General features: G+C 63.0%; 24 protein-coding genes. 10 read left to right on the top strand and 14 right to left on the bottom strand.

Translation table 11 applies throughout. The annotated features are described in order from the left end of the window. The first annotated feature begins 1 nt into the window (after window position 1). The 4 genes from LDO54_RS25905 (at window position 2) to LDO54_RS25890 (ending at window position 3966) form a co-directional block, all read left to right on the top strand. Window positions 2-796 (top strand): ABC transporter permease, encoded by a 795-nt coding sequence (locus LDO54_RS25905; RefSeq protein WP_224013521.1) that lies wholly within the window; start codon window positions 2-4, stop codon window positions 794-796. A gap of 31 nt (window positions 797-827) precedes the next feature. After that, window positions 828-1928 (top strand): ABC transporter ATP-binding protein, encoded by a 1101-nt coding sequence (locus LDO54_RS25900; protein ID WP_224013520.1) that lies wholly within the window; start codon window positions 828-830, stop codon window positions 1926-1928. A gap of 12 nt (window positions 1929-1940) precedes the next feature. Beyond that, window positions 1941-2648, top strand: coding sequence for a GntR family transcriptional regulator (locus tag LDO54_RS25895; protein ID WP_224013519.1), 708 nt, complete (start codon window positions 1941-1943; stop codon window positions 2646-2648). Between the two features lie 157 nt (window positions 2649-2805). Then, window positions 2806-3966, top strand: a complete 1161-nt coding sequence (locus LDO54_RS25890) for a porin (protein ID WP_224013518.1) — start codon at window positions 2806-2808, stop codon at window positions 3964-3966. 58 nt (window positions 3967-4024) lie between these two features. On the opposite strand, the gene LDO54_RS25885 is transcribed toward LDO54_RS25890, so the two are convergent. The 8 genes from LDO54_RS25885 to LDO54_RS25850 form a co-directional block, all read right to left on the bottom strand. Continuing rightward, window positions 4025-4876, bottom strand: coding sequence for a DUF2145 domain-containing protein (locus LDO54_RS25885; protein WP_224013517.1), 852 nt, complete (start codon window positions 4874-4876; stop codon window positions 4025-4027). Further along, window positions 4873-5337 carry a hypothetical protein gene (locus LDO54_RS25880; protein WP_224013516.1) on the bottom strand — a complete coding sequence of 155 codons (465 nt, stop codon included), beginning with the start codon at window positions 5335-5337 and terminating at the stop codon, window positions 4873-4875. Before LDO54_RS25880 ends, LDO54_RS25885 begins: the two co-directional genes overlap by 4 nt. A 312-nt stretch (window positions 5338-5649) precedes the next feature. Next, window positions 5650-7062: a purine-cytosine permease family protein gene (locus LDO54_RS25875; protein WP_224013515.1), complete on the bottom strand. Its 1413-nt coding sequence runs from the start codon at window positions 7060-7062 to the stop codon at window positions 5650-5652. A gap of 129 nt (window positions 7063-7191) precedes the next feature. Further along, window positions 7192-8661 (bottom strand): aldehyde dehydrogenase, encoded by a 1470-nt coding sequence (locus tag LDO54_RS25870; RefSeq protein WP_224013514.1) that lies wholly within the window; start codon window positions 8659-8661, stop codon window positions 7192-7194. Between the two features lie 12 nt (window positions 8662-8673). Beyond that, window positions 8674-9711 carry an LLM class flavin-dependent oxidoreductase gene (locus tag LDO54_RS25865; protein ID WP_224013513.1) on the bottom strand — a complete coding sequence of 346 codons (1038 nt, stop codon included), beginning with the start codon at window positions 9709-9711 and terminating at the stop codon, window positions 8674-8676. 11 nt (window positions 9712-9722) lie between these two features. Next, window positions 9723-10646, bottom strand: coding sequence for a flavin reductase (locus tag LDO54_RS25860; RefSeq protein ID WP_224013512.1), 924 nt, complete (start codon window positions 10644-10646; stop codon window positions 9723-9725). Between the two features lies 1 nt (window position 10647). Then, window positions 10648-11466, bottom strand: coding sequence for an alpha/beta fold hydrolase (locus LDO54_RS25855; protein WP_224013511.1), 819 nt, complete (start codon window positions 11464-11466; stop codon window positions 10648-10650). Beyond that, window positions 11435-12037 carry an amino acid synthesis family protein gene (locus LDO54_RS25850; RefSeq protein ID WP_224013510.1) on the bottom strand — a complete coding sequence of 201 codons (603 nt, stop codon included), beginning with the start codon at window positions 12035-12037 and terminating at the stop codon, window positions 11435-11437. The genes LDO54_RS25855 and LDO54_RS25850 overlap by 32 nt, the downstream gene beginning before the upstream one ends. Window positions 12038-12222: 185 nt before the next feature. On the opposite strand from LDO54_RS25850, the gene LDO54_RS25845 reads away from it, so the two are divergent. Continuing rightward, the gene (locus LDO54_RS25845; protein ID WP_224013509.1) at window positions 12223-12507 is read left to right on the top strand and encodes a DUF1330 domain-containing protein; all 285 of its coding nucleotides are present in this window, start codon (window positions 12223-12225) and stop codon (window positions 12505-12507) included. A gap of 49 nt (window positions 12508-12556) precedes the next feature. Here the strand turns inward: LDO54_RS25845 and LDO54_RS25840 are convergent, their stop codons facing one another. After that, on the bottom strand, window positions 12557-13738 hold the full coding sequence (locus LDO54_RS25840) for a multidrug effflux MFS transporter (RefSeq protein ID WP_224013508.1): 1182 nt from the start codon (window positions 13736-13738) through the stop codon (window positions 12557-12559). A gap of 128 nt (window positions 13739-13866) precedes the next feature. On the opposite strand from LDO54_RS25840, the gene LDO54_RS25835 reads away from it, so the two are divergent. Both LDO54_RS25835 and LDO54_RS25830 read left to right on the top strand, forming a co-directional pair. Continuing rightward, entirely contained in the window at window positions 13867-14736 is an 870-nt protein-coding gene (locus LDO54_RS25835) for a LysR family transcriptional regulator (RefSeq protein WP_224013507.1), read from the top strand. A gap of 146 nt (window positions 14737-14882) precedes the next feature. Then, complete coding sequence (locus tag LDO54_RS25830) at window positions 14883-15338, top strand: GNAT family N-acetyltransferase (protein ID WP_224013506.1); 456 nt, start codon at window positions 14883-14885, stop codon at window positions 15336-15338. Window positions 15339-15430: 92 nt separating this feature from the next. Here the strand turns inward: LDO54_RS25830 and LDO54_RS25825 are convergent, their stop codons facing one another. After that, window positions 15431-16387, bottom strand: a complete 957-nt coding sequence (locus LDO54_RS25825; protein WP_224013505.1) for an alpha/beta hydrolase family protein — start codon at window positions 16385-16387, stop codon at window positions 15431-15433. 325 nt (window positions 16388-16712) lie between these two features. Beyond that, on the bottom strand, window positions 16713-17324 hold the full coding sequence (locus tag LDO54_RS25820; RefSeq protein WP_224013504.1) for an NIPSNAP family protein: 612 nt from the start codon (window positions 17322-17324) through the stop codon (window positions 16713-16715). Window positions 17325-17441: 117 nt separating this feature from the next. Here LDO54_RS25820 and LDO54_RS25815 point away from each other — a divergent pair, with 117 nt between their 5' ends. Then, a complete protein-coding gene (locus tag LDO54_RS25815) occupies window positions 17442-18329 on the top strand; it encodes a LysR family transcriptional regulator (protein ID WP_224013503.1) in 888 nt (295 codons plus the stop codon). Between the two features lie 8 nt (window positions 18330-18337). Here LDO54_RS25815 and LDO54_RS25810 read toward each other — a convergent pair whose 3' ends face one another. Both LDO54_RS25810 and LDO54_RS25805 read right to left on the bottom strand, forming a co-directional pair. Further along, on the bottom strand, window positions 18338-18835 hold the full coding sequence (locus LDO54_RS25810; protein WP_224013502.1) for a GNAT family N-acetyltransferase: 498 nt from the start codon (window positions 18833-18835) through the stop codon (window positions 18338-18340). Window positions 18836-18898: 63 nt separating this feature from the next. After that, window positions 18899-19339 carry a hypothetical protein gene (locus tag LDO54_RS25805; protein ID WP_224013501.1) on the bottom strand — a complete coding sequence of 147 codons (441 nt, stop codon included), beginning with the start codon at window positions 19337-19339 and terminating at the stop codon, window positions 18899-18901. Window positions 19340-19544: 205 nt separating this feature from the next. Here LDO54_RS25805 and LDO54_RS25800 point away from each other — a divergent pair, with 205 nt between their 5' ends. Continuing rightward, window positions 19545-21242 (top strand): DHA2 family efflux MFS transporter permease subunit, encoded by a 1698-nt coding sequence (locus LDO54_RS25800; protein ID WP_224013500.1) that lies wholly within the window; start codon window positions 19545-19547, stop codon window positions 21240-21242. A 110-nt stretch (window positions 21243-21352) separates the two neighbouring features. Here LDO54_RS25800 and LDO54_RS25795 read toward each other — a convergent pair whose 3' ends face one another. After that, a complete protein-coding gene (locus LDO54_RS25795; protein ID WP_065060806.1) occupies window positions 21353-21667 on the bottom strand; it encodes a DUF4148 domain-containing protein in 315 nt (104 codons plus the stop codon). 333 nt (window positions 21668-22000) lie between these two features. On the opposite strand from LDO54_RS25795, the gene LDO54_RS25790 reads away from it, so the two are divergent. Next, window positions 22001-22183 carry a helix-turn-helix domain-containing protein gene (locus LDO54_RS25790; protein WP_224013499.1) on the top strand — a complete coding sequence of 61 codons (183 nt, stop codon included), beginning with the start codon at window positions 22001-22003 and terminating at the stop codon, window positions 22181-22183. Window positions 22184-22365 lie beyond the last annotated feature (182 nt).

The raw sequence follows: 22365 nt of genomic DNA, 5'->3' as shown, positions 1-22365 counted from the left end.
CATGTTGCTGGATTTCGACCGTCTGGGCGCGCTGCGTTGGGCGTTGCTCTCGATTGGCGCTGCCGTCGCGCTGTTTCTGCTGCTGCCGATTGTGTTTATCGTCGCGCTGTCGTTCGGCGATTCGCAGTGGCTGATTTTTCCGCCGCCGGGCTGGACGCTGGAGTGGTATCGCCAGCTGTTCACCGATCCGGGCTGGCTGGACTCGCTGCTGACGAGCGCGAAACTCGCGGTTATCGTCACCGTGCTCTCCGTGCTGATTGGCTTTCTCGCTTCGCAGGCGCTCGTACGCGGAAAATTTCGCGGACGCAATGCGGTCAAGGCGTTTTTTCTCACGCCGATGGTGCTGCCCGTGGTGGTGCTGGCCGTGGCGCTCTACGCCTTCTTTTTACGCATTGGTTTGAACGGCACGATGGTCGGCTTCGTGATCGGACATCTGATTATCGCCCTGCCGTTTTCGATTATCTCGATCAGTAATTCGCTGTCGAGTTTCGACACCGCGCTCGAAGACGCTGCGCTGATTTGCGGCGCGTCGCCGCTCGAAGTGAAACTGCGCGTGACCTTGCCCGCCATCCGGCTCGGCCTGTTCGCCGCCGCGATCTTCGCGTTCCTCGCTTCATGGGACGAAGTGGTGGTGTCGATCTTCATGTCGAGCCCGACCTTGCAGACGCTGCCCGTGCGCATCTGGGCGACGCTGCGTCAGGACCTGACGCCTGTCGTCGCGGCGGCGTCTTCGCTGCTCGTCGGACTGACGACCCTTTTGATGCTGGCCGGCGCGCTACTGCGCCGCGCGCGCTAAACCGATCACGCGATTACTGAGGTAACCCGCCATGACTTCCGCATTCCTGCAAATCCAGCGCCTGCGCAAGACTTACGACGACGTCGTCGCCATCGATCAGGTGTCGCTCGATATCCGCAAGGGCGAGTTCATGACCTTCCTCGGGCCGTCGGGCTCGGGCAAGAGCACGACGCTCTATATTGTCGCGGGCTTTCAGGAGCCGACCGAGGGCCGCGTGCTGCTCGACGGTAAACCGCTGCTCTCGATAGCGCCGAATAAACGCAATATCGGCATGGTGTTTCAGCGCTATACGCTGTTTCCGCATTTGACGGTCGGTCAAAACGTGGCCTTCCCGCTGCGCGTTCGCCGCCGTCCCGAAGCCGAAATCAACAAGAAGGTCGAGCAGATGCTCGCGCTCGTGCATCTCTCGGAGTTTCGCGATCGTATGCCCGCGCAACTCTCGGGCGGTCAGCAGCAGCGCGTGGCGATTGCGCGTGCGCTCGCCTACGATCCGCCGGTCTTGCTGATGGACGAACCGCTTTCCGCGCTCGACAAGAAATTGCGCGAAGAGATTCAGCTTGAATTGCGCCGCATTCATCAGGAAACCGGCGTGACGATTCTCTACGTGACGCACGATCAGGAAGAAGCGTTGCGGCTTTCGGATCGCATTGCCGTATTCAATAAAGGCTGTATCGAGCAGTGCGGGACCGGCGAGGAACTGTATGCGAATCCGGCTTCGCGCTTCGTCGCGAACTTTATCGGCAATTCGAATTTCCTGCCCGTGCGAATTACCGGTCGCGCGGCGGAGCAGGCGAGCGCGGTATTCCCGAGCGGTCACGCCGTGGCGGCGGCGGGCGACATCGCGCTGCCCGTGGGCGGCGACGGCACGCTGATGGTGCGTCCTGAGCAAATCCGCATTCGCGCAGCGCAAGCCGCGAATCAGTCGACGAACAGCGCAGCGGGCCTGCCCGTGACGGTGCGCGACATTACCTATCTCGGCGATGCGATGCACTACGCGGTGACCACGCCGTGGGAGCAGGACATGTCGGTGCGCATGCCGGCGGGCGATCATCGCGACAGCGGTATCGTCATCGGCACGCATGCGTGGATCGATTGGGACGCGCGCGACGTGCGGCTGTTCGCGCAGGCTTGAATGGGTGCCGCGATGCAAGACACGCTAGCGTCCCTGAAGGTCGAGCGCCGGACCACCACGTTGCGGGAACTCGCGCTGGAGAAAATGCGCAGCGCGATTTTCGACGCGCGCTTTCTGCCGGGCGACCGGCTGGTCGAGCGCGCCTTGTGCGAGGAACTCGGCGTGAGCCGCACCGTCGTGCGCGAGGTGCTGCGGCATCTGGAAACGGAAGGGCTCGTCGAGCTTTTGCCGAACCAGGGGCCGATCGTAGCCGTGCTCGATTTCAGCACGGCCAGTGAAATCTACGAGATTCGCGGACTGCTGGAAAGCGAGGCCGCCGCAGCCTGTGCGCAATTCGCCGATGCGGCGACGATCGCGGATCTGCAAACGCGTATCGACGAGATTCAGCAGGCTTTTTACGCGCAGGATCATCGCGCGGTTCGTGCGCTCACGACGGCGTTCTATGAGCGCATGTTCACGGCGGGACACAAGCATGTCGCGTGGGAAATCGTGCAGTCGCTGACCGCGAGAATCAACCGGCTGCGCGCACTGACGATTGCGTCCGACGATCGCGGCGATCAGGCGGTTCAGGAAATGCAGCGGATTCTCGCGGCGATTCGCGCCGCCGATATCGACGCGGCGCGCGGTGCAGCGCTCGCCCATGTGAACCGCGTCGCCGAAATCGCCGAAAAACTGCTGGCTAGCGGACTAGTACCCGTCTTGCTGAAGCACGCGAGTTGATCGTTTGAAGCGATGCGGCTCCTTCAGATGGAGCCGCGTCCGCTCTCGTCTTTTTAGTTTGTAGTGCAAATAGAAATTCAACGAAGCATCACAACCCACCGCGCGCCCGACCGTTCGGCGGCGGGTACGCGCGCATTTGACGAGGAGAGAAGCACGCATGGAACATCGGGGCAACAGACTACCTGTCACGTGGCTAGTGGCCGCAAGCGCATTCGTCGCATTGAATGCGCACGCCCAGTCGTCCGTCACGCTGTATGGCGTGATCGACGAAGGGATCGACTACGTCAGCAACAGCGGCGGCCATTCGCTTTGGCGCATGCGTGACGGCACCTATGACGGCGTTTATGGCAGCCGCTGGGGTTTGAAAGGCAGCGAGGATCTCGGTGGCGGTTTGAGTGCGTTGTTCCGGCTCGAATCGGGCTTCAGCACGGAGAACGGCCAGATGCGCCAGGGTGGCCGCCTGTTTGGCCGCCAGGCGTATGTGGGTCTTTCGGATACGCGCTTCGGCACGGTTACGCTCGGCCGGCAGTACGATTCGGTGGTCGATTATCTTCAGCCGCTGACCGCGCCGGGACAACTCGGCGGACCGCTCGTCCACGGCGGCGATATCGATAATACCGATAATTCGTTTCGTGTCGATAATGCCGTTAAATACGCCAGTCCCAAGATCGGCGGCTTGACCTTCGGCGGTTTGTATTCCTTCACGAATACGAACGCAGCCGGGCGCGGCACGACGGGTTTGTGGAGCGTCGGCGCGAATTACGCGTTTGGCGGCTTCACGATTGCCGGTGCGTATTTGTATGCGAAGCAGCCGGCGGCGCTGCTCACGGACGGCAACTATGTGAGCAACACCACGGGCGCGGAGATTGGCGCGAGCGGTCCGTTCAGCTACGTGGGCAATCCGGCCAACGAACAGATTTTCGGCGCGGCGATCAACTACGCGCTGGGCTCGGCCACGCTCGGTCTCGACTACACGAATACCAAGTTCAACGAGGCGAACGGCACGCAGGGCACGGTCATCTTCACGAACTACGAAGCGTGGGGCCGCTACAACCTGACGTCCGCGTGGTACGTGGGCGCGCAATACGTGTACACGCACGGCAATATCGGCTACAACCAGGCAATTCCGATTTATCACCAGGTTGGTCTGACGACGGCTTACGCCTTGTCGAAGCGCACGTCGCTCTATGCGATGGGTGTGTGGCAGAAGGCGGCGGGCGCGGCCTCGAATGCCGATATCTTCGACGGCTCGGTGGCGTCGGCATCGTCGAATAATCATCAGACGATGGTGCGTATCGGCATGTATCACCAGTTCTGACCGATCGAAAAAAAAGCCGGCTCGTTGTATTGACGAGCCGGCTTTTTCAATTCGGGCTTTATTGTTTTGCCAGCAGGTCCGACATGCGGGGTGCGGAAACCGGAATGACTTGCGTCGCTGGCGAGGCTTTCGTCAGAAAGCGAACCATCGAGTCGACCGTGATGGTCTGGATATTGCCCGCCACGCGTTGATCGGTGGGGTGATCGTCAAATGCCACGTTCGCCTTGAACACGCGTCCGCCGAGACGTTTCAATGTACCGATCTTTAACGTGTCGGGCTGATAGTCCGCTGTCTTTAACCAGGCCTGTGCATCGGCGCGCTTCACGAATTGCTGCCCGCTCAAGCCTTCGGCCAGAATTTCCAGCGCCCATTGATTGGAATTCTGGTGCAGAACAGAGAACGGATAGGCGACCATGCTGTAACTGCTCGAATGCATTTGCTCCAGCGCCGCGGGACTACGCAGCAGGCGCGCCAGCCGATCCTGGGTCGGCGCATCGGGAACGATCAGCAGCGAGTCGAACGAAAACATATCGTCCATGAAGAAGTTCCCCAGACCTTCGCGCCACAGCGCCGATGTCGCCGCTCCACAATCGTTGAGCAGATGGCTGACTCGCCAGGGCTGGTCAGGCGCTGTGCGCGAGACAAAGGCCAGATGGGAATAGCGCAACCCATAGGCCGACAAATCCTGACCTACGCGGGCAACCAGCGCCACTTTGGGCGACAGTTGATCGAGTTGCTGCTGCAATTGCGCTGCGGTTTGCAGGGCCGTGCGCACCGTGCCGGGCTCAATCGGTTTGTCGCTGCAACCTTGCCCGGCCCACGCGGAGTTTGCAAGCAGCAGGGCGGCGGCGAAAGAGAGTAAGCCAGGCCGCAAACTACGCATCAAGCGACGTTTCAGGCGCGTTTTCATTCGGGCATCGCCGTCGATTCCGCGTCCACGCGCGAATGGTGCAGCAACGCTTTACCTGCCTCATTGGGAATGAAGGCCAGCAATTCGCCCGAAGCGATCAGCGCATAGCCCGTGGCTTCAGAGACCACCTTGACAGCGCTTCCCACCGACAAGCCCGCTTTTTTAGCCGCGTCCGCAGAGACCGCGACGGTTGCTTTGCTGCCGTCTGCGGCCGCTGCGAACACCACCGTGAGGGTGTCGACCGTGCCTTCGACAATACTGGAAACGATCAGCCCGGAACCGGTTGCGCCCACGACTGACCCTTCAAACGGATGGCCGGTGACGGAGATCAGCGGGGAAGCCGCTACCGACATTGCACCGGCAGCACTCATTTCCGACGCGCTTTTGGAAAACGCGGGGAAAGACCCCGCCGCAACGAGACCGACAACCGAGGCAACAATAAGTGTTTTCTGGAAATTCACGGTACCTCCTGGGCATGGAATTCAAAGTGTTCGAACGAATGAACACGGCAAGCCGGCGGATCGTGCGGTATCGATGTTGGGGAGGCAACGCGTAACTGCCGGGATCTTGCTGCTTGACAAGAAGGGGCCGTCAGCAGGACAGAGCAAGTCATCAACTATGAAGCGTGAGTCGCCATAACCTCACGCTCGCGTAGTCCGTGGCGCACAATATGGCTGCGCACACGGCAATTGAAAATTGAATCGCCAATAAAAAAGCCGGCTCGTTTTATCAACGAGCCGGCTTTTTCAATTCAGTGAAACGGTGTCAGGAATTTAATCCGAAGCACCCGCACTGGCAGTCGAACGGCGCGGGGAGCGCGAACCGCTATTCGGCGCAAGCAGATAATAGGCGAGGGCAGTGGCGACGAGCCCGACCATCCACGAAATATCCGCGCCGCCGAGCAGCGAGGCCCACGGGCCATGGAAGAAGCTCTCTTCCATGAACGGCACCTGAATCACGATACCGAAAACATACAGCGCGAGCGCCTTGACGTTGAATGCGCCATACATGCCGCCCGTGCTGCTGATGATTTCCGAAACCTGATAGTGCCGCTTGTTGACGAGATAAAAGTCGACCAGATTAATCGCGATCCACGGTGCGAGCACGATGCGCATCGCAAAGATCGCGGTCAGGAAAATGGCGATGAAATTGCTCGATGCCCACAGCGCGGTGCCCGTGCACGCCACCAGCAGGATCGCCGAGACGGCGACGCGAACATTGCGGCCGGGCGTCCAGCTCGGACGGAACGTCTGCGCGGCGGTGATGCACGACAGCACGCCGCCATACAGATTCATGCCGTTGTGGCCAATGATGTTGACGAGGAAAAGAAAGATCAGCACATAACCGAACGCGCCCGTTTGCGTGCGGATGGCCTGCATCGCGTCGGTGGCGTGTCCGGTGCTCACCGCGATCACGCCGAAGATGAAGGCGAAGATCGTGCCCAGCGAGGTGCCGAAATACGTGAACGCGAAGGTCCTGGCGAAACCCGTCGATTCCGGCAGATAACGCGAATAATCGGAGGTATAAGGCGCAAAGCTGATTTGCCAGACCGCGCACAGGCCGAACATCGCGAACCAGCCCGAGAGATTGAAATGACCTTGCTGAAGCACGCTGGCGTTGAGGCTCGGCACCATCAGAATCATGCCGATCACGAGTGCGCCGCCCATGAACCACGCGCCGATCTTGTTGAAGCGGTGAATGAAGTTATAGCCGATCACGCCCACGAGCGTGGCGAACACGGCGCCCAGCACCGTGGCCAGCGAAATGGGTACGGGCGGCACCGCAGTGTGCAGCGTCTTGCCCGCGAGAATGATGTTCGAAACGAAGAACCCGAGATAGATCAGCGTCGTGAAGCCCACCACGAGCAGCGAGCCGTAGCGGCCGAATTGCGCGCGGCTTTGAATCATTTGCGGCACGCCCACGAGCGGACCTTGCGCGGAAGTGAGCGCGTGAAAGATCGCGCCGAAGAATTGGCCTGCCGCGATGGCGAGAATCGCGCTCACCAGATCGAGGTGGAAAATCAGCACCGAGGTGGCGCCGGAAATCACGGCCAGCGGCGCGACATTCGTGCAGAACCACAGCGTAAACAGATCGACGGGTTTGCCATGCCGGTGTTCCGGGGAAACGTATTCGATCGAATTGCTTTCGATGGTCAGAACGCTATTGTCGTTCGTCGGGTTAGTCATCATGTCTCCATCTTTATTGCCTGGCCGCCGCCCGCGCGTTAGCGTGCGGCGCGTGCGGCCTCTATGGCGTCGTTGCGGCTTCGTGGCGGCATGGCCTCACGAAGCGCGCTGAGCGCGCCTGATGTACCACTACCGCATCACGAACGGATCGCTGATCGGTTCATCCGAGGTGCGCAGCCAAACGGATTTCGTCGTCGTGTATTCGAGCGCTGCCGCGAAGCCGCCTTCGCGTCCGTGGCCCGAAAGCCCGAAGCCGCCGAACGGCACCAGCGGCGACACCGCGCGATACGTGTTGATCCACACGATGCCCGAGCGCACGCGCTTCGACACACGATGCGCGCGCGTGAGATTGGTCGTGAAGATACCGGCGGCGAGACCGTAAGCGGTGCTATTGGCTTTCTCGATCGCTTCCTGTTCGTTGCTGAACGTGTCGACGGAGAGCACCGGGCCGAACAGTTCGGTCGTGATGCTGTCGGCGTCGGGCACGCTGCTGCAATCGAGTATCGTCGGCGCGTAATAGAAGCCCGCGCGATCGAGCGCCTTGCCGCCCGCGAGCACTTTCGCGCCTTGCTTGACGGAACGCTCGACCACCGCTTCGATGTTGCGCAATTGACGCTCGGTGCACAGCGGGCCGTATTCGGTCGCCATGTCGTTGGGCAGGCCCACGCGAATGCGCGAGACGCGCTCGACCAGCCGCGCGAGAAACTCGTCCTTCACCGACGCTTCGATCAACAGGCGCGAACCCGCCACGCAGCTTTGACCGCTCGCCGCGAAAATCGCCGCGACCTGCGCATTCACTGCGCTTTGAATATCGCTGTCGGCAAACACGATAAATGGCGATTTACCGCCGAGTTCGAGCGAGACCTTGGCGAGATTGTTCGCGGTGTTCGAGACGATGTGCTTCGCCGTTTCCGGGCCGCCCGTGAAGGCCACTTTATCGACCTTCGGATGGCTGCTGAGCACCGCGCCGCATTCCGCGCCGAAGCCCGTAATGACGTTCACCACACCCGGCGGAAAACCGGCTTCGTGCACGAGACGCGCGAATTCGAGCAGCGGGCCGGGCGCTTCTTCGGAAGCCTTGAGCACCACCGTGCAGCCCGCGGCGAGCGCCGGGCCGAGCTTCACGGCGGAGAGGAACAACTGGCTATTCCACGGCACGATCGCGGCCACCACGCCCACCGGCTGACGTTCGAGCCAGACCTGCATGTCGGGCTTGTCGACAGGAATGTGGCTGCCTTCGATCTTGTCGGCGATACCGGCGTAATAGCGGTAATACTCCGCGACGTACGCAATCTGGCTCGTCGTCTCGCGAATGATCTTGCCGGTATCGTTCGTTTCAATTTCAGCGAGTCGCGGCGCGGCCTGTTCGACGAGCGCAGCGAGTTTATAAAGCAGCTTGCCGCGCGCCGATGCGGTGAGCCCGGCCCACGCCGCGTCGTTCAGCGCGCGGCTCGCCGCGTTCACGGCGCGGTTGACTTCGTCGCGGCGCGCTTCGGGCATTTGCGCCCACACGTCGCCCGTGGCCGGATTCACGCTGCCGAACGTCGCGGCGCCGGATTCGAACTGGCCGTCGATATACAGCTGAAAATGAACACTCATGGAATTACGACCTCACTTGAACGCCGGCATCACGTCGTTGATCATCCGTTCGAGCGACGCCTTCTTGCGCTCGAAGCTCATGCCCGTATCGATCCAGAACGAGTACTCGTCGAAGCCGAGTTTCTCGTAAGCCTTCAGGCGCGCGATCACTTCCTCGGGCGTGCCGATCACGTTGTTCTTGCGCATCGCTTCCGGCGTGTAGAACGGGTGCGCCGCAATTTCTTCCGGGCTCAGCGTCTTGATCATGCCCTTGCTGACCGGACGCTCGTTCTTGAACCATGCGCCGAAGTAGTTGTAGAACACGTTGACTTCGTCGGCGGCCACTTGCGCGTCGTCTTCGCTGCTCGCCACGTAGGTGTGGCGCAGCAGCATGATCTGCGGACGCGGCATCTCGCTGAACTTTTCGCACGCGGCGTTGAAATGGCCGACGAGTTTTTCGACTTCATCGTCGCCGAAATGCAGCGGCGTGACCTGCACGTTGCAGCCGTTGGCGACGGCGAATTCGTGGCTGTTCGGATCGCGCGCGGCCACCCAGATCGGCGGATGCGGCTGTTGCAGCGGCAGCGGCGACGACGTGGTGGACGGGAACTGCCAGAACTCGCCCTCGTGCGCGTAATCGCCTTCCCAGAGCTTCTTCACGGCGGGAATCAGTTCGCGCATGCGCTGGCCCGCGTTCCAGGCGTCGAGGCCCGGCATCAGACGTTCATATTCGAACGAATAGGCGCCGCGCGCAATGCCCAGATCGAGACGGCCGTTCGTGATGATGTCGGTCATCGCGGCTTCGCCCGCGAGCTTGATCGGGTGCCAGAACGGCGCGATCACGGTGCCCGTGCCGAGGCGCACGTTCTTCGTCTTGCTCGCCAGATCGACGAGATTGAGGAACGGGTTCGGCGCGATCGTGAAGTTCATGCCGTGATGCTCGCCGGTCCAGACCGCGTGCATGCCGCCGCGATCCGCGATCTGGCACAGCTCGACCATTTCTTCGTAAAGCTGCTTCTGGCTCGTCTGGTCGGAGACGCGCTCCATGTGAACGAAAAGCGAAAAACGCATGGGGATACCTTTCAGGAAAGAAGCGGCCGGACCGTGCCGTTGCTGTGGTCGCCGTAGTACATGCCATAGCTCTTGAGCTGGCTCTCCTTGCGATAGCGCTGGAGCATGCTGGCCAGCGCGCTGTCCGCGAACTGGTCCGGCGCGATGTCGTCGAGGCTCACGAAATCGCCTGCCACGGCCGCTTCATCGGGCGCGCTGCAGAGGAACGAGATGTACTGGTAATGGGTTTCGGTGTTGTTGTACGCCGAATAGATGAAGCTCGCCGACGCGTCCGGCTGGTACTGGCTGAAGAGGGCGGCGAGCGCCTTGTCCGCGCCTTCGTTGCCGATCTCCTTCGAAGGCAGACCCCATTTGTTGTCGGCGGTGCGCGTGAGCAGCACCTTGTCGTCGCGCGCGATGATCGCGTTGACGATGACCTTCGGCCCAGCGATCACTTCCGCCGAGACCTTGGCGGGCGTGAAATAGCCGCCGCGGTAATAGCCGAGGCCCGCATAGCCCGCCGAGTGAAATGCTTCGACCTTGCCGACGATGAGCGCGTGATCGCCCGCGTCGATGATCGCGTGCGTGGTGCAGTCGAACCAGGCGCTCACGTCATCGATCAGCGGATTGCGGTTCGTGCTCAGTTGCCAGTTCACGTTCGCGAAACGATCGTCGCTCGGGCGTGCGAACGTATTCGACAGATCCTTCTGGTTCTCCGCGAGGATGTTGATCGCGAAGTGGCCGGTGGTGGAAAACGTCTGATAATTGCTCGACGTCTTCGCGATGCTCACGAGCAGCAGCGCGGGGTCCAGCGACACGGACGAAAACGAATTCGCGGTGAAGCCGAGCGGCTGGCCGTCGTCGCGCGCGGTCGTCACGATGGTCACGCCCGTCATGAACGCGCCGAAGGCGTCGCGCAATTCCCGGGTGTTGAGTTTGAGTGTCTCTTGGCTCATTTCACACTTCCGACTTTGTGAGTTCCGCAACCGGCGCGGTCTGCAACCAGGCGCGCAGGGCGAGATTGACGGCTTCGGGCGCCGTCAGGTTCACCATATGGCGTTCGTCCTCGATCACGACGGCCTGGCCGTGGTGCGCCGCGGCGGCCATCTGGCGGGCCATCTCCGGCGTGGAGTTCGGATCGTCCGAACCCGTGAGCACGAGCGCCGGGCAGGCAATCGTGTGCCAGCCGTCGGCATAGACTTCGTCGCCTTTGGCGAAGGCCGTGTAAGCCGTGGCGTAGCCCGCGAGATTCACGGACTTGAGCCACGCTTCGACCTTTTGCGCGGCGAGGCGCTGGGCCTCGTCGGCGTTGAACCAGCGCTTGAGCGGCGTATCGATGTCGATGGTGCCGGATCGCAGTTCGGCGGCGCGTTGCAGCACGGCGTCGCGCGCTTCCTGCGTGCGGCGGTACACACCGTTCAGGACTGCCACGCGTTTGACGAGGTCGGGCCGCGTGACGGCCACGCCTGCCGCAATCAGCGAGCCCATCGAGTGGCCGGCCAGATTGACCGGACCCGCGTTCAGCGCTTCGATGAATTCGATCGCCCAGGCCACGAACTGCTGCAGGCTGGCGTTCTCATCGAGCGCGCCGCTTTCGCCGTGGCCCGGCATATCGACGGAAATCACGCGGAAATCGCGCGACAGATCGTCGATCTGCGGATACCACGCCTGCGCCTGCATGCCCACACCGTGAATCAGCACCAGCGGTTCGCCGGCGCCCTGTTCCAGATAGTGCGCGGCGCGATTATTTGACAGCTGCAGGGTTCTTGAGATCATTTCCGAGCTCTGCGAGGTCTTGATAACGGTCGCCAATGCGGTGGTGCGGACGGCCGCCGGTCGCGCCGCCGATGGCGATCACGAGTTCGTCGGCAGCGGGTGCATCGGGGATCGAAAATTGCAGCGTCAGATAGTGCGAACGGCGGCCTTCGTCGTTCTTGTCCATCATCGGAATCAGCAGCGGCGCATTCGCCGGACCGCGCGTGTTGTTGAACGCCAGATACGACTTGGCGCCGACGGCCGAGCGGTACGTGTTGCCGAAATGCAGCGTGTGGATCAGCGCGGACGCGTGCTCCAGTTCGCCCGAGAGACCGACGATGGCGCTCTTGCCGAACGCCTCGACCGCTTCGCCCGAGCCTGCCTCGTCGATGATCAGCTTCGTGAGGTGCTCGCTCAGTTGCGGCGCGATCGCGCGAATGTCCGCCGAGAGGTCTTCCACGTAGCCGCGGCCCGCCCACGGGTTCTTGATGACCACCGCCGCGCCGATCATTTTGAGCGGCTTCGCAGCGGCTTTGTCGCCATCCACATAGACGGTTTCGACGTGAAGAATGGATTTGCGAATCAGGCTCATAGCAAGGTTCCTGGGTCCGTTGATGATGGAAGGCATTGTGGTATGCCATAGTACGGCGTACCATGCGTGTTAACCCTATCGATCCGGCGCGAGGCCGGAATCGCGGGAAAAAACGGGCCCGCTGGAGTAGGGTTCGACCAATCGGCGCGCGAGCGCCCGAGACTTTTCGCAGACAGGAGGAAGAGATGGCGGCTTACTGGATTGCCCATGTCACCGTGCTGGACCCGGTGAAATACAAGGACTACACGGACATCGCGCCGGTGGCGTTCAAGAAGTACGGGGCGGTGTTTCTGGCGCGCGGCGGCGAGTCGCGCGTGCTGGAGGGCGAGGCGTTTCAGCGCCATGTCGTGATCGAGTTCAAGGACATGGACACGGCGCTCGACTGCTACAACTCGCCGGAATATCAGTCGGCGAAGCTGAAGCGCGACGGACATTGCATCGCGCAGATTTCGATCGTCGAAGGGTTGTAAGGGCGGGTGAGCCGCCGCCCGAGGATCGCGTTTGTGTTGGTGTGAACAATCAGACGCGATTCGCGGCGGCGGCTGTCGAACGACCGACGCTCAGGCACGCGCCGAGCGCAAGCAGCCCGAGCGCTGCGATCGACACCGCCACCACGGGCAGGCTCGTGCCGAACACGGCGCTGATGCCGCTCGCGAGCAACGCGGCGCTGCCGATCTGGCAGAACCCGACGAGCCCCGATGCGCTGGCCGCGCGTCCATGCGGCGCCGCGATGGCGCCGGACACCGCGAGCGACAGCGACGAACCATTGGCGAGACTGACGAGGCACATCGGCAGCACGACGGCGGGAATGCCCGTCACGCCGAGCGCGGCCACCGCGATAAACGCCGCGCCGCCCAGCACGAAACTGAGCACGCCCATCGTCACGATGCGGTCGTACGGCCAGCGGTCGAGCCAGCGCCGCGCCAGCAGATTCGCGACGATGATGCCGCCCGTGAGCGGCAGATACAGCCAGCCGCGATGCGCCTCGCCGAGCCCGAGCCGCGCGAACAGAAACGGCGACTGCGTGAGATAGACGAACCACGCGCCGTAGATGCAGCAAACCACGACCGTATAGCGGCGGAACGCGCCGTCGCGCAGCACATCGCCGAAACCTGCGAGCGACGTGACGCGGCTTCGCGACGCGCGCGGATGCGTTTCCGGCAGCACCGCGCACACGAGCGCGAACGCGACGGCGGCGAAGGCCGCGACGAACAGGAAGTCGGCGTGCCAGCCGAACGACGCGGCCAGGTGGCCGCCCACGGCGGGCGCGAGCGCCGGCGACAACGACACCAGCGGATACACCACGGCGTAGACCTTGGCGGACACGTGCTTGCTGCAAGTGTCCGCGATGATCGCGCGGCCGATCACGAGGCCCGACGCCGCGCCCACCGCTTCCACCACGCGCCAGCCGAGAAACGCGGCGAAGCCCGCGGCCTGCGCGCAACCCAGCGACCCCGCCATATAGAGCGCGATGCCCGCGAGCACGACGGGCTTGCGGCCGTATCGATCCGAAAGCGGCCCATAAACGAGTTGCGCGACCGCGAGCGCGAGCAGATACACGGAGACCGTTTGCGGCATGCGCCAGTCGGCGATGGCGAATGCGCGCGCCATGTCGGGCATCGCGGGCAAATAGATATCGGAGGCGATCAGCCCAAAGGCGTTGAGCATCGCGGCGGTCAGAATGAAAGAGAGTCGTGGCATAAGAACGGAAGATCCGATGAATGAGCCGTCATGCTAGCGAGCGCGCTTCCATGTGAAAATGCATGCGAATGCAGCCATGGGCTGCAAATTTGCAGCATCGGGAAACCTCGGTAAATTTCGCCAATCACATGAACTGGGACGACGTTCGAATCTTTCTCGCTGTGTATCGCGCGGGCACCTTGCGCGGCGCGGCCCAGCAACTCGACATCGATCAGACGACGGCGGGCCGCCGTCTTGCCGGTCTCGAAAGCACACTCGGCAGCCGGTTGTTTCTGCGGACCACGGCCGGTCTCGTCCTCACGCAAAGCGGACAACACGTGCTGCAAACCGCCGAGCAGATGGAGCGCCTGGCCATTTCGTTCGCGCGCAAAAGCGAAGGCGCCGACGAGCGCGTGGCGGGCGAAGTGCGCGTGACGACCACCGACACGCTCGCCATCGACTTCGTGATTCCCGCGATCGAGCGGCTGCATCTGCGCCATCCCGAGGTCCGCGCGATCCTGACTACCACGCCGCGTCTGCTCGATCTGTCGCGTCGCGAGGCCGACGTCGCCGTGCGCACGCAGCGCCCCGAGCAGCCGGGTCTGATCGTGCGGCGGCTCGGCAGTTGGGAAGTGGGGCTGTACGCGTCGCGCAGCTATATCGCGCGGCATGGCGAGCCGCGCACGGGCAGGCAACTCGCGGGGCACGATATCGCGCTATACCAGCCTGGCGTCACGACGAGACAGGACGCCACGCTCGTGGGCGAATCGCGCGCGCAAGGCCGCGTGGTCGCGGAAATGGATTCGAGCCTCATGCTCAGCACATTCGTGCGCGCAGGGCTCGGGCTCGGCGAATTGCCGGTGTATGTGGAGCAGCGTTACCCGGAACTGGTGCGCATCTGGCCGCACAAACGGCGCGCGAAAAACTACGAGGCGTGGCTCGTGTTGCACGAGGATCTGGCGCACACGTCGCGCGTGCGTGTGGTCGTCGATGCGATTGCGGAGCGGTTTGGGGCCTGAATTTTGCCGGTACGCGATGTAGAACGACGCCACACGGCATGGCCCCAGCGACGGCGCGTCGCGTGGCTCTTTCGTGGTGAAGCCCGCTCTCGTATAGTCGCGGCTTCCCGAATCGGGCGGTCATGAATGGAAGCGGAGTGGCGAATATGGAAATCAGGCAATACGCGGCGCGCGATCTCGATGCGGTGGCGCGTTTGTTTAACGACTATCGCGTGTTTTACGAGCAGCCGTCCAATCTGCCGCTCGCCACGCAATTCATTGCACAAAGAACGCAGGCGAATGAGTCGGTGTTGCTGGTCGCCGATACGGGCGATACCGGCGATCATGCACTGGCCGGATTTTGTCAGCTTTATCCTTCGTTTTGCTCGGTCGAGGCCGCGCCGATTTATGTGCTGTACGACCTGTTTGTCGCGGAGTCTGCGCGGCGTGCGGGCGTAGCAAAGCATCTGTTGCAGGCGGCAGCGGCGCACGCGAAGCGCGATGGCAAAGTGCGCATGGATTTGACCACCGCTAAAACCAATCTGAAAGCGCAGGCCTTGTATGAGTCGCTCGGCTGGAAGCGCGACGAGGTTTTCTATACGTACAACCTGACGATCGCGTGATCCGCTTCGCAACGGCGGGACTTCAAACGCCTGCGACCGCCGATCGATGGTGAGCGGACCGCACACACATTTCCATTACTTCGCGATCCGAATTAATTCAGATTCGCTTTAAAAAACGCAAGCACCGATTCGTCGAATTGCCGATGAAACGCGGCGCGATCGAAGCCTTTGGGATCGGTGCAGATTTCCGGCTCCTGGTTTTTCATCCGCTCGGAGCACGGCGCGAGAAAAGCGAAATGCGCCGAATCGGGCACGCTGTGATAGTCGGGCCGCTGCGCCAGCGTGCGAGCGAGCGCGGGCGCGTCGTGCGGCATCACGCCATCGCCGCCGAATTGCGAGGCCCACAACTGGATGGGCGCGTGCACGTTCTTCAGATCGTCCGGCGCGGGGAAGGCGTTGAGCGGGTCCGCAAGCACGAGCGCCTTGATGCGAGGGTCGTGCGTCATGGCCGTGGCGGGCAGCGTCTTGTTTTCGATCTGTTGGCAAATGGGCGGTCTTGGCGTCGGACACGTCAGGCCGGCGTGCAGGAAATCCGGTTCGCCGCCGGCGAGCACGAGACCCGTATAGCCGCCCCGCGAAAAGCCGAAAAAGCCGATTCGTTGTGCGTCGATGTTGCGTGCATCGGGCCCGGCGCCCAGCAGGTAATCGATCAGGCGTTTGATGTCGGTGGGGCGCTCCACGAACACGGAGTAATCGCCCGCGCGGCTCGGATCGACGAAGGAATCGCCGGGATGATTGATCGCGGCGACGACGAAGCCCGCGTCGGCGAGCGTCTCGGCGAGATCGTGATGGCCGAGGAACGATCCGGTGTGGCCGTGCGAAATGACCACCAGCGGCAGCTTGTCGCCGAGGGTCGCGCAGTCGCGGCGGCCTCTGAGCACATACGGGCCGAGCGGCACGTCCTCGGCGGGATCGGCGCAGGGCGTCCACACGATCGCGCGCAGCGCGGGACCGTTGGCATCGGCGGGAATCTGCACGAACTTGATGCCCGCCGCGTGCGCGAAGGTCGACAACAGGAACAGCAAAACGGCCGGGATGAGCGTTTTCATAAGATCCTGAGGGACGATGCGCCGGCTTACGATCCGCTTTCCAAACATTCACGAAAGCATGACGTGACGGCGAGATTCGATCAGATGCGGATCTTATCCGTTTGCGCGCGCGCAGGCGTTACGAATGACGCGCATGCATGCGCACGCCTTTTAACAGCGCCGGTTCGCCCGTGCTGCAATACAGGTCGAGCGGCGCGATGGTATCGAGCTTCACGCTCAGCACCCAGCCGCCGATGTAGTGATTTTTCCGTCCTGACGTTGAGTCAACGCGCGCGGTGTGCATAAAAATAATATGATACGGATTCCATAGTAATGCGCAATTCACTCACCGCAGCGGCGAATCCTCACTCGGAATCCAGATCGTCGACGTCGCTTCATAAAACTGCTGCGGGCCGCCTTTAGGCGGCCAGATTCCATCGGCATAGGTCTGCGCGCGAATGGCAATGCGCTCGTCGAGACTATGCCAGGGCCAGATATGAGTGATGCGCGGCGCGCCGTCGAGCGCGAACATATTGACGGTCAAAGGCGAACGCTTCGAACGCTCGGGCATGGCGGCTTCCCACGCGTCGATAGTCGGTTGGAGCCCGCCGGGATTCAGCCAGTAAGTGCGAAATTCGTAATACCGGCCAAAAACGCCCGGCTCCACGGCGGGCAGAAAGGGAAACGCGGCATAACTTTCGCATTCGAATGTGCAGGCGCTGCTGGCCGCGCCAAAGGGATCGGCGTGATGCAATTCGCGGATGCGCTCTTGCGCCAGTTCATCGCCGCTCGCGAAACTGCGCAGAATACGCACGCTGCCGAGCCGGCCATTTTCCGACGTCCAGATGCCGAGCAAACGGCCCATCGTATCCGACCGATCGAGCCACGTTTGCGCATGGCCGATGACTTGCGGGAGTTTCAGAATATGCGACGACAAGGTCGTCAGTTCGTAAAACATCGCGACACTCCTGTGTACATGAACGACGCGTTCAACGCCATTCGATAAACCAGATTAGACTGGTGCGCATTCGAAGGGAATTCCCGCTTTATTCACAGACTCTGTGCGGAAGTCGCTATGTTCGACTGGCAGGATTTACGCTATTTTCTCGTGCTCGCGCGCGTAGGCACGCTCTCAGGCGCGGCGAATGAACTCGCGGTCGAGCACGCGACCATCGGGCGTCGCGTCGCTTCGCTGGAGACGGCGCTGGGGCTGAAACTCGTTTATCGCATGCCGCGCAGCGTGCGTTTGACCGACGAAGGCAAGGCGCTTGCCGCGCTGGCCGCATCGATGCCGGACGGCGCGCAGGCCGTCGAGGCCTATGCGTTGCGCGCATCCGCCGCGCTATCGGGCACGGTGCGCATCAGCGTGCCGCCCACGCTCGGCAGCCATTGCATCGCGCCACGCATGCGCGCGTTTCGCGAGGCGAATCCGGGCGTGAAGATCGTCATGGAAGGCGCGGCGGGCATCGCGCCGCTCGATCGCGGCGCGGCCGATATCGCCATTCGCATGATCGAGCCGAAAGAGGCGAGTCTGGTGACGCGGCGCGTTGGCGCGATTCGCTTCGGTTTGTATGCAAACCGCGATTACGCTGCGCGTCCCGCGAAACAATGGGAGTTCATCGCGTACGATGCCTCGCTCGATCATGTGAGCCATCAGCGCTGGCTGCGCGGCTATCTCGACGGGCGGCCCATCGTTTTCGAAACCGGCGATGTGATGGGGCAGCAGGCGTCGGCGCGCAACGGCGTAGGCGTCGCGCTTCTGCCGACCTTGATCGGCGAAAACGATAGCGAACTGATCAGGCTCGATGCGCAATCCGCGCCGCCTGAAACGCCGCTGTGGCTCGTGACGTATCCCGATGTGCGGCGCACCGGGGCGGTGAAAATCGTGATGGCGTTTCTGGTTGCGTGCGTCGCGGACGAACCGCATTTCGCGGAGCAAAAGCAAGCGCGCCAGCGGCGCTAGCGCATGCGCTATCCGGCGTGTCCCGGCGCGCGCCTGCAAACCGAAACGACCTTGTTTTTATAGGTCGTTTCGTGATCGGGCCGATAGTCGAAGCGATTCGCAACCTTCATCGACGCGGCATTCTCAGGCGAAATAATGCAGACGGTTTCCGCGCCGGGCCAGCGCGTGTGCGCCCAATTCAGCGCGGCGGCGATCGCCTCCGACGCATAGCCGAAACGTTGCGCGCGCTGCGCAATCATCCAGCCGATTTCCGGGCTCGCATCGAACTCGGGACTGATACCGCGCCGATGCTGCACGAAGCCCACTTCGCCGACGAAGGCCGCATTGGACTTCTCGCTGACGATCCAGTGACCGAATCCGAGCGCCGCCCAATGCCCGATGCTGCGAAGCAGACGCGTCCACACCTCCTCGCGCGTGAGCGGCGCGCCGGTCACAAAACGCACGACTTGCGGATCCGACCACATGCTGTACAGATCGTCGAAATCGCGCAGTTCAGGCGGGCGCATGACAAGACGTTGGGTTTCCATCATGTGCGTGTGTGACCGGTTAGGGATCGGCGGGAACCGCGATCAGTGATAGATCGATTTCGTCGATTGCAGCTTCGTGAGCTTGCCATCCTGAATGCGATACCAGCCATCGGTGCCTTGCATCACGACTTCGCCGCGCTGCCAGAACACGCGCTTGACGGTCAGCCGCGCGTTCGCGCGCTGCACGAGCGGCGGACGGCGGCTGAAGTCGTAGAGCACGGGGCCGAACGCGGTTTGCACGAGCATGCGCGTGACGGTTTCATTGTCGCGCGCGACTTCGTCGAAATGGGTCAGCGTCTTCGCGTCGAAACGATCGAAAATATCGTTGTTGAGCATGGCGACGAAATCGCGGTCGTCGCGCACGAATTGCACCGTGCCGCCGGGCGTGACCACAGGGCCGGGCGTGTTGCTTTGCGCGTGCGCGCCGGTGGCGATTGAGGCGATGGAGGCGGCCGCGAGTGCAGCGAGAAGCAGTCGTTTCATTTGTCTTTCCAGATTGCGCGCCGGATGGATTTGAATGCGGCGCTTGATTCACCTACGCTTCAGCGTGGCATTGTCATCAATTTTTCGCGTTACGTCGATTGCTGCGGCATGCGTTGCGGACATTCGTTGCGAACATCCGGGCAAATGCGACGCAATGTCCACGCGGTTTCGACGCCATGCAGGGCCCGTCACGCACGGAGCGATTTTGGCCAACCCCGATCTCATCGAGCGCGCGCCTGGCTCGGCGCCTAAAGCCGCGCATGTCGTCGCCGCGCAGGCGAGCCCGTGCGACGAACTCGTTATCCGCGCCCAGCCCACGGCCGTCGATTGCCCGTGCCGGCGCAAGCGCCTCGCGCTCGCGGCGACGATCCTCGGGTCGAGCATGGCCTTCATCGACGGCTCGGTCGTCAACGTCGCGCTGCCGTCGATCCAGGGCGAACTCGGCGCGAGCGTCGCGGCGATGCAGTGGGTCGTCAACGCGTATCTGCTGTTTCTCGGCTCGCTCGTGCTGGTCGGCGGCGCGCTGGGCGACAAACTCGGCCGCCGCACGATTTTCATCGCGGGCATCGCGTTGTTCACGCTCGCTTCCGCCGCGTGCGGATTCGCGCCGAACGTGGCCGCGCTGATCGGCGCGCGCGCGGTGCAGGGCATCGGCGCGGCCTTGCTCGTGCCCAGCAGCCTCGCGATCATCGGCGCGGTGTTCGACGACGCCGCGCGCGGACGCGCCATCGGCACCTGGGCGGGCGTGGGCGCGATCACGTCGGCGGTGGGGCCGGTGGCGGGCGGCTGGCTCGTCGATACGCTGTCGTGGCGCGCGATCTTCTTCCTGAACCTGCCGCTCGCCGTGCTGACGATCGCGCTCGCGCTGGCGGCGGTGCCCAACAGCCACAAGGCCGACGCGCCCGAGCGGCTCGACTGGCCAGGCGCGGCGAGCGTGACCACGGGACTCGCGGCGCTCACGTTCGGGCTGACGCTCGCCTCGGCGCACGGCTTCGCGCACGCGAGCGTGTTGGGCGCGATCGGCGCGGGCGCGCTGCTGCTGACCGTGTTCCTGCGGATAGAGGCGCGCAGCGAGAACCCGATGATGCCGCTCGACGTGTTCCATTCGCGCGACTTCAGCGGCGCGAATCTCGTCACATTGCTGCTGTATTTCGGGCTCGGCGGCGCGCTGTTTTTCCTGCCGTTCACGCTGATTCGCGCCTATGGCTATCACGCGACCGAAGCGGGCGCGGCGCTGCTGCCGGTGCCGGTGATCATCGGATTGCTGTCGCGGTTGACGGGCGGCTTGACGAGCCGCTTCGGCGCGCGTGCGTTGCTGACGGTGGGGCCGGGCGTGGCCGGGATCGGCTTTGCGTTGCTGGCGGCGCCCTGGGTGCGCGGCGGCAATTACTGGAGCGGATTGTTTCCCGCGCTCGCCGTGCTCGGCATCGGCATGACGATCACCGTCGCGCCGCTGACGACGGTCGTGATGGGCGCGGTGCCGGCGGACCGCACGGGCGTCGCGTCCGGTATCAACAACGCGGTGGCGCGCGTGGCGAGCTTGCTGGCGATTGCGGTGCTGGGGATCGTGTTCGTGTGGGCGCACGACGCGGCGCTCTCGACGCGGCTCGATGCGCTGCACGTGCCGCGCGAGACGCGGCAGAGCGGGCGATTGCTGGAGCCGGAGGCGGCATCGAGCGTGGTGTCGACGGCGGCGAGCGGGGCGATGAGCGGCGAAACAAGCGGCGCCATCAGCGCCGCAACAAACAGGGCGTTTGCGCCGCTCGCGACCGCCATCGTCCGCGCACAGGCCGATGCGATCGCCGATGCGCTGCGCGCCGTGGCGCTCGTGTCGGCCGCTTGCGCCTTCGTGGCGGCAGGGCTGGCGCGGGCGACCATCCGGCCCTTCAAACCTTCGGCGTGACCGCCTCAGATCGCGCGTCGCTGCGTGCCCGGCATGCGCGGCTCAGTGCGTGGATCGATGAGGCGGTGAAATGAGGCGGTGAAGCGCGAAGCGGAACGTCGATGCTGCGATTACTGGCCGAAATAGACCGGCTTCATGCCGTCGTAGGCGGGACGCACCGCGGCGACGGGCGCACCCGAGGCAGCCGAACCGTTCGCCACACCGCCGACCGCGTTGTTCTGCGCGGCGACCTTGGCTTCGGCGGCGAGGATGTCGTCGGGGTAGTGCGGGTCGTTGCCGCGCGACGGGCTGTAGCCGGCCTTTTCGAGCTGGACGAGTTCGGCGCGAACCTGAGCGCGGGTCAGCGGGCCATTCGACTGGGCGAACGAAGCAACCGGGACAACGAGAGCAACGGCAACTGCAACGGCCTGGATCAGGGACTTCATGATTACAACCTCCTTGGTGTTCTGGTTTTCGGTTGGGCTGATTTGTCGCAACCGATGAGCAGAGTCTAGGAGTTTCACGCCCTGGGGTTAACCATGATTTGGCGAAGGGATTCTTCCAGTTGGAAGCAAGATCGGAGAGTGCCTTGCGGCGGCGATGGGAGTGGGGTGGAATGGCGTGAGGCGAATGGGCGGTCGGCCGCGCAGGATGGTGTTTCATGAGGTTCCGACGCGATTTTTAGGGCGAAATCGGGGTGCCAGATCGGGCGCAATCATGACAAAATGTCGCTTTGAGTCTCGATGAGGCGGGACATTTTGTCGATATCGCTGAATCCCATGAAACCCGCAGATCTTTCCTACGCTCTCGCGCGCCTCGGCTGGACCCAGGTCACATTCGCCGATTATTCAGGCTACGACCGCCGTACCATCGGCCGATGGATCAACGGTCAGTCGGCGATTCCGCTGCTCGTGGAGCGGCACATCGATTTGCTCATGGCGATTCGGGATCGGATGCCCTGACGGCGGGGTGCTGCGCACCCCCCTCCCCGCGAAAAGCGTCGGTCGCTCACGCGCAATCGGCGCAGTGCCGCCGTTATGATGATGCGATTTTTTGACTCGGGGAGTGTCATTCTGAACCGCGCGAATTCACGCCACACGACTGAGGCGAGCACGCTTCGTCAGCGCGCCACGCGCGTCGCCTC

The sequence above is a fragment of the Paraburkholderia tropica genome, assembly GCF_914484835.1.
Taxonomy (GTDB): domain Bacteria; phylum Pseudomonadota; class Gammaproteobacteria; order Burkholderiales; family Burkholderiaceae; genus Paraburkholderia; species Paraburkholderia tropica_A.
Note: the sequence above shows the minus strand (reverse complement) of the source record. Positions and strands in the feature narration are given on the sequence as shown.

What these genes read in the sequence shown, in the direction of transcription:
- LDO54_RS25905 (WP_224013521.1), top strand. Translation starts at nt 2, where the DNA reads ATGTTGCTGGATTTCGACCGTCTGGGCGCGCTGCGTTGGGCGTTGCTC.
- LDO54_RS25900 (WP_224013520.1), top strand. Translation starts at nt 828, where the DNA reads ATGACTTCCGCATTCCTGCAAATCCAGCGCCTGCGCAAGACTTACGAC.
- LDO54_RS25895 (WP_224013519.1), top strand. Translation starts at nt 1,941, where the DNA reads ATGCAAGACACGCTAGCGTCCCTGAAGGTCGAGCGCCGGACCACCACG.
- LDO54_RS25890 (WP_224013518.1), top strand. Translation starts at nt 2,806, where the DNA reads ATGGAACATCGGGGCAACAGACTACCTGTCACGTGGCTAGTGGCCGCA.
- LDO54_RS25885 (WP_224013517.1), bottom strand. Translation starts at nt 4,876, where the DNA reads ATGAAAACGCGCCTGAAACGTCGCTTGATGCGTAGTTTGCGGCCTGGC.
- LDO54_RS25875 (WP_224013515.1), bottom strand. Translation starts at nt 7,062, where the DNA reads ATGACTAACCCGACGAACGACAATAGCGTTCTGACCATCGAAAGCAAT.
- LDO54_RS25870 (WP_224013514.1), bottom strand. Translation starts at nt 8,661, where the DNA reads ATGAGTGTTCATTTTCAGCTGTATATCGACGGCCAGTTCGAATCCGGC.
- LDO54_RS25865 (WP_224013513.1), bottom strand. Translation starts at nt 9,711, where the DNA reads ATGCGTTTTTCGCTTTTCGTTCACATGGAGCGCGTCTCCGACCAGACG.
- LDO54_RS25860 (WP_224013512.1), bottom strand. Translation starts at nt 10,646, where the DNA reads ATGAGCCAAGAGACACTCAAACTCAACACCCGGGAATTGCGCGACGCC.
- LDO54_RS25855 (WP_224013511.1), bottom strand. Translation starts at nt 11,466, where the DNA reads ATGATCTCAAGAACCCTGCAGCTGTCAAATAATCGCGCCGCGCACTAT.
- LDO54_RS25850 (WP_224013510.1), bottom strand. Translation starts at nt 12,037, where the DNA reads ATGAGCCTGATTCGCAAATCCATTCTTCACGTCGAAACCGTCTATGTG.
- LDO54_RS25845 (WP_224013509.1), top strand. Translation starts at nt 12,223, where the DNA reads ATGGCGGCTTACTGGATTGCCCATGTCACCGTGCTGGACCCGGTGAAA.
- LDO54_RS25840 (WP_224013508.1), bottom strand. Translation starts at nt 13,738, where the DNA reads ATGCCACGACTCTCTTTCATTCTGACCGCCGCGATGCTCAACGCCTTT.
- LDO54_RS25835 (WP_224013507.1), top strand. Translation starts at nt 13,867, where the DNA reads ATGAACTGGGACGACGTTCGAATCTTTCTCGCTGTGTATCGCGCGGGC.
- LDO54_RS25830 (WP_224013506.1), top strand. Translation starts at nt 14,883, where the DNA reads ATGGAAATCAGGCAATACGCGGCGCGCGATCTCGATGCGGTGGCGCGT.
- LDO54_RS25825 (WP_224013505.1), bottom strand. Translation starts at nt 16,387, where the DNA reads ATGAAAACGCTCATCCCGGCCGTTTTGCTGTTCCTGTTGTCGACCTTC.
- LDO54_RS25820 (WP_224013504.1), bottom strand. Translation starts at nt 17,324, where the DNA reads ATGTTTTACGAACTGACGACCTTGTCGTCGCATATTCTGAAACTCCCG.
- LDO54_RS25815 (WP_224013503.1), top strand. Translation starts at nt 17,442, where the DNA reads ATGTTCGACTGGCAGGATTTACGCTATTTTCTCGTGCTCGCGCGCGTA.
- LDO54_RS25810 (WP_224013502.1), bottom strand. Translation starts at nt 18,835, where the DNA reads ATGCGCCCGCCTGAACTGCGCGATTTCGACGATCTGTACAGCATGTGG.
- LDO54_RS25805 (WP_224013501.1), bottom strand. Translation starts at nt 19,339, where the DNA reads ATGAAACGACTGCTTCTCGCTGCACTCGCGGCCGCCTCCATCGCCTCA.
- LDO54_RS25795 (WP_065060806.1), bottom strand. Translation starts at nt 21,667, where the DNA reads ATGAAGTCCCTGATCCAGGCCGTTGCAGTTGCCGTTGCTCTCGTTGTC.
- LDO54_RS25790 (WP_224013499.1), top strand. Translation starts at nt 22,001, where the DNA reads ATGAAACCCGCAGATCTTTCCTACGCTCTCGCGCGCCTCGGCTGGACC.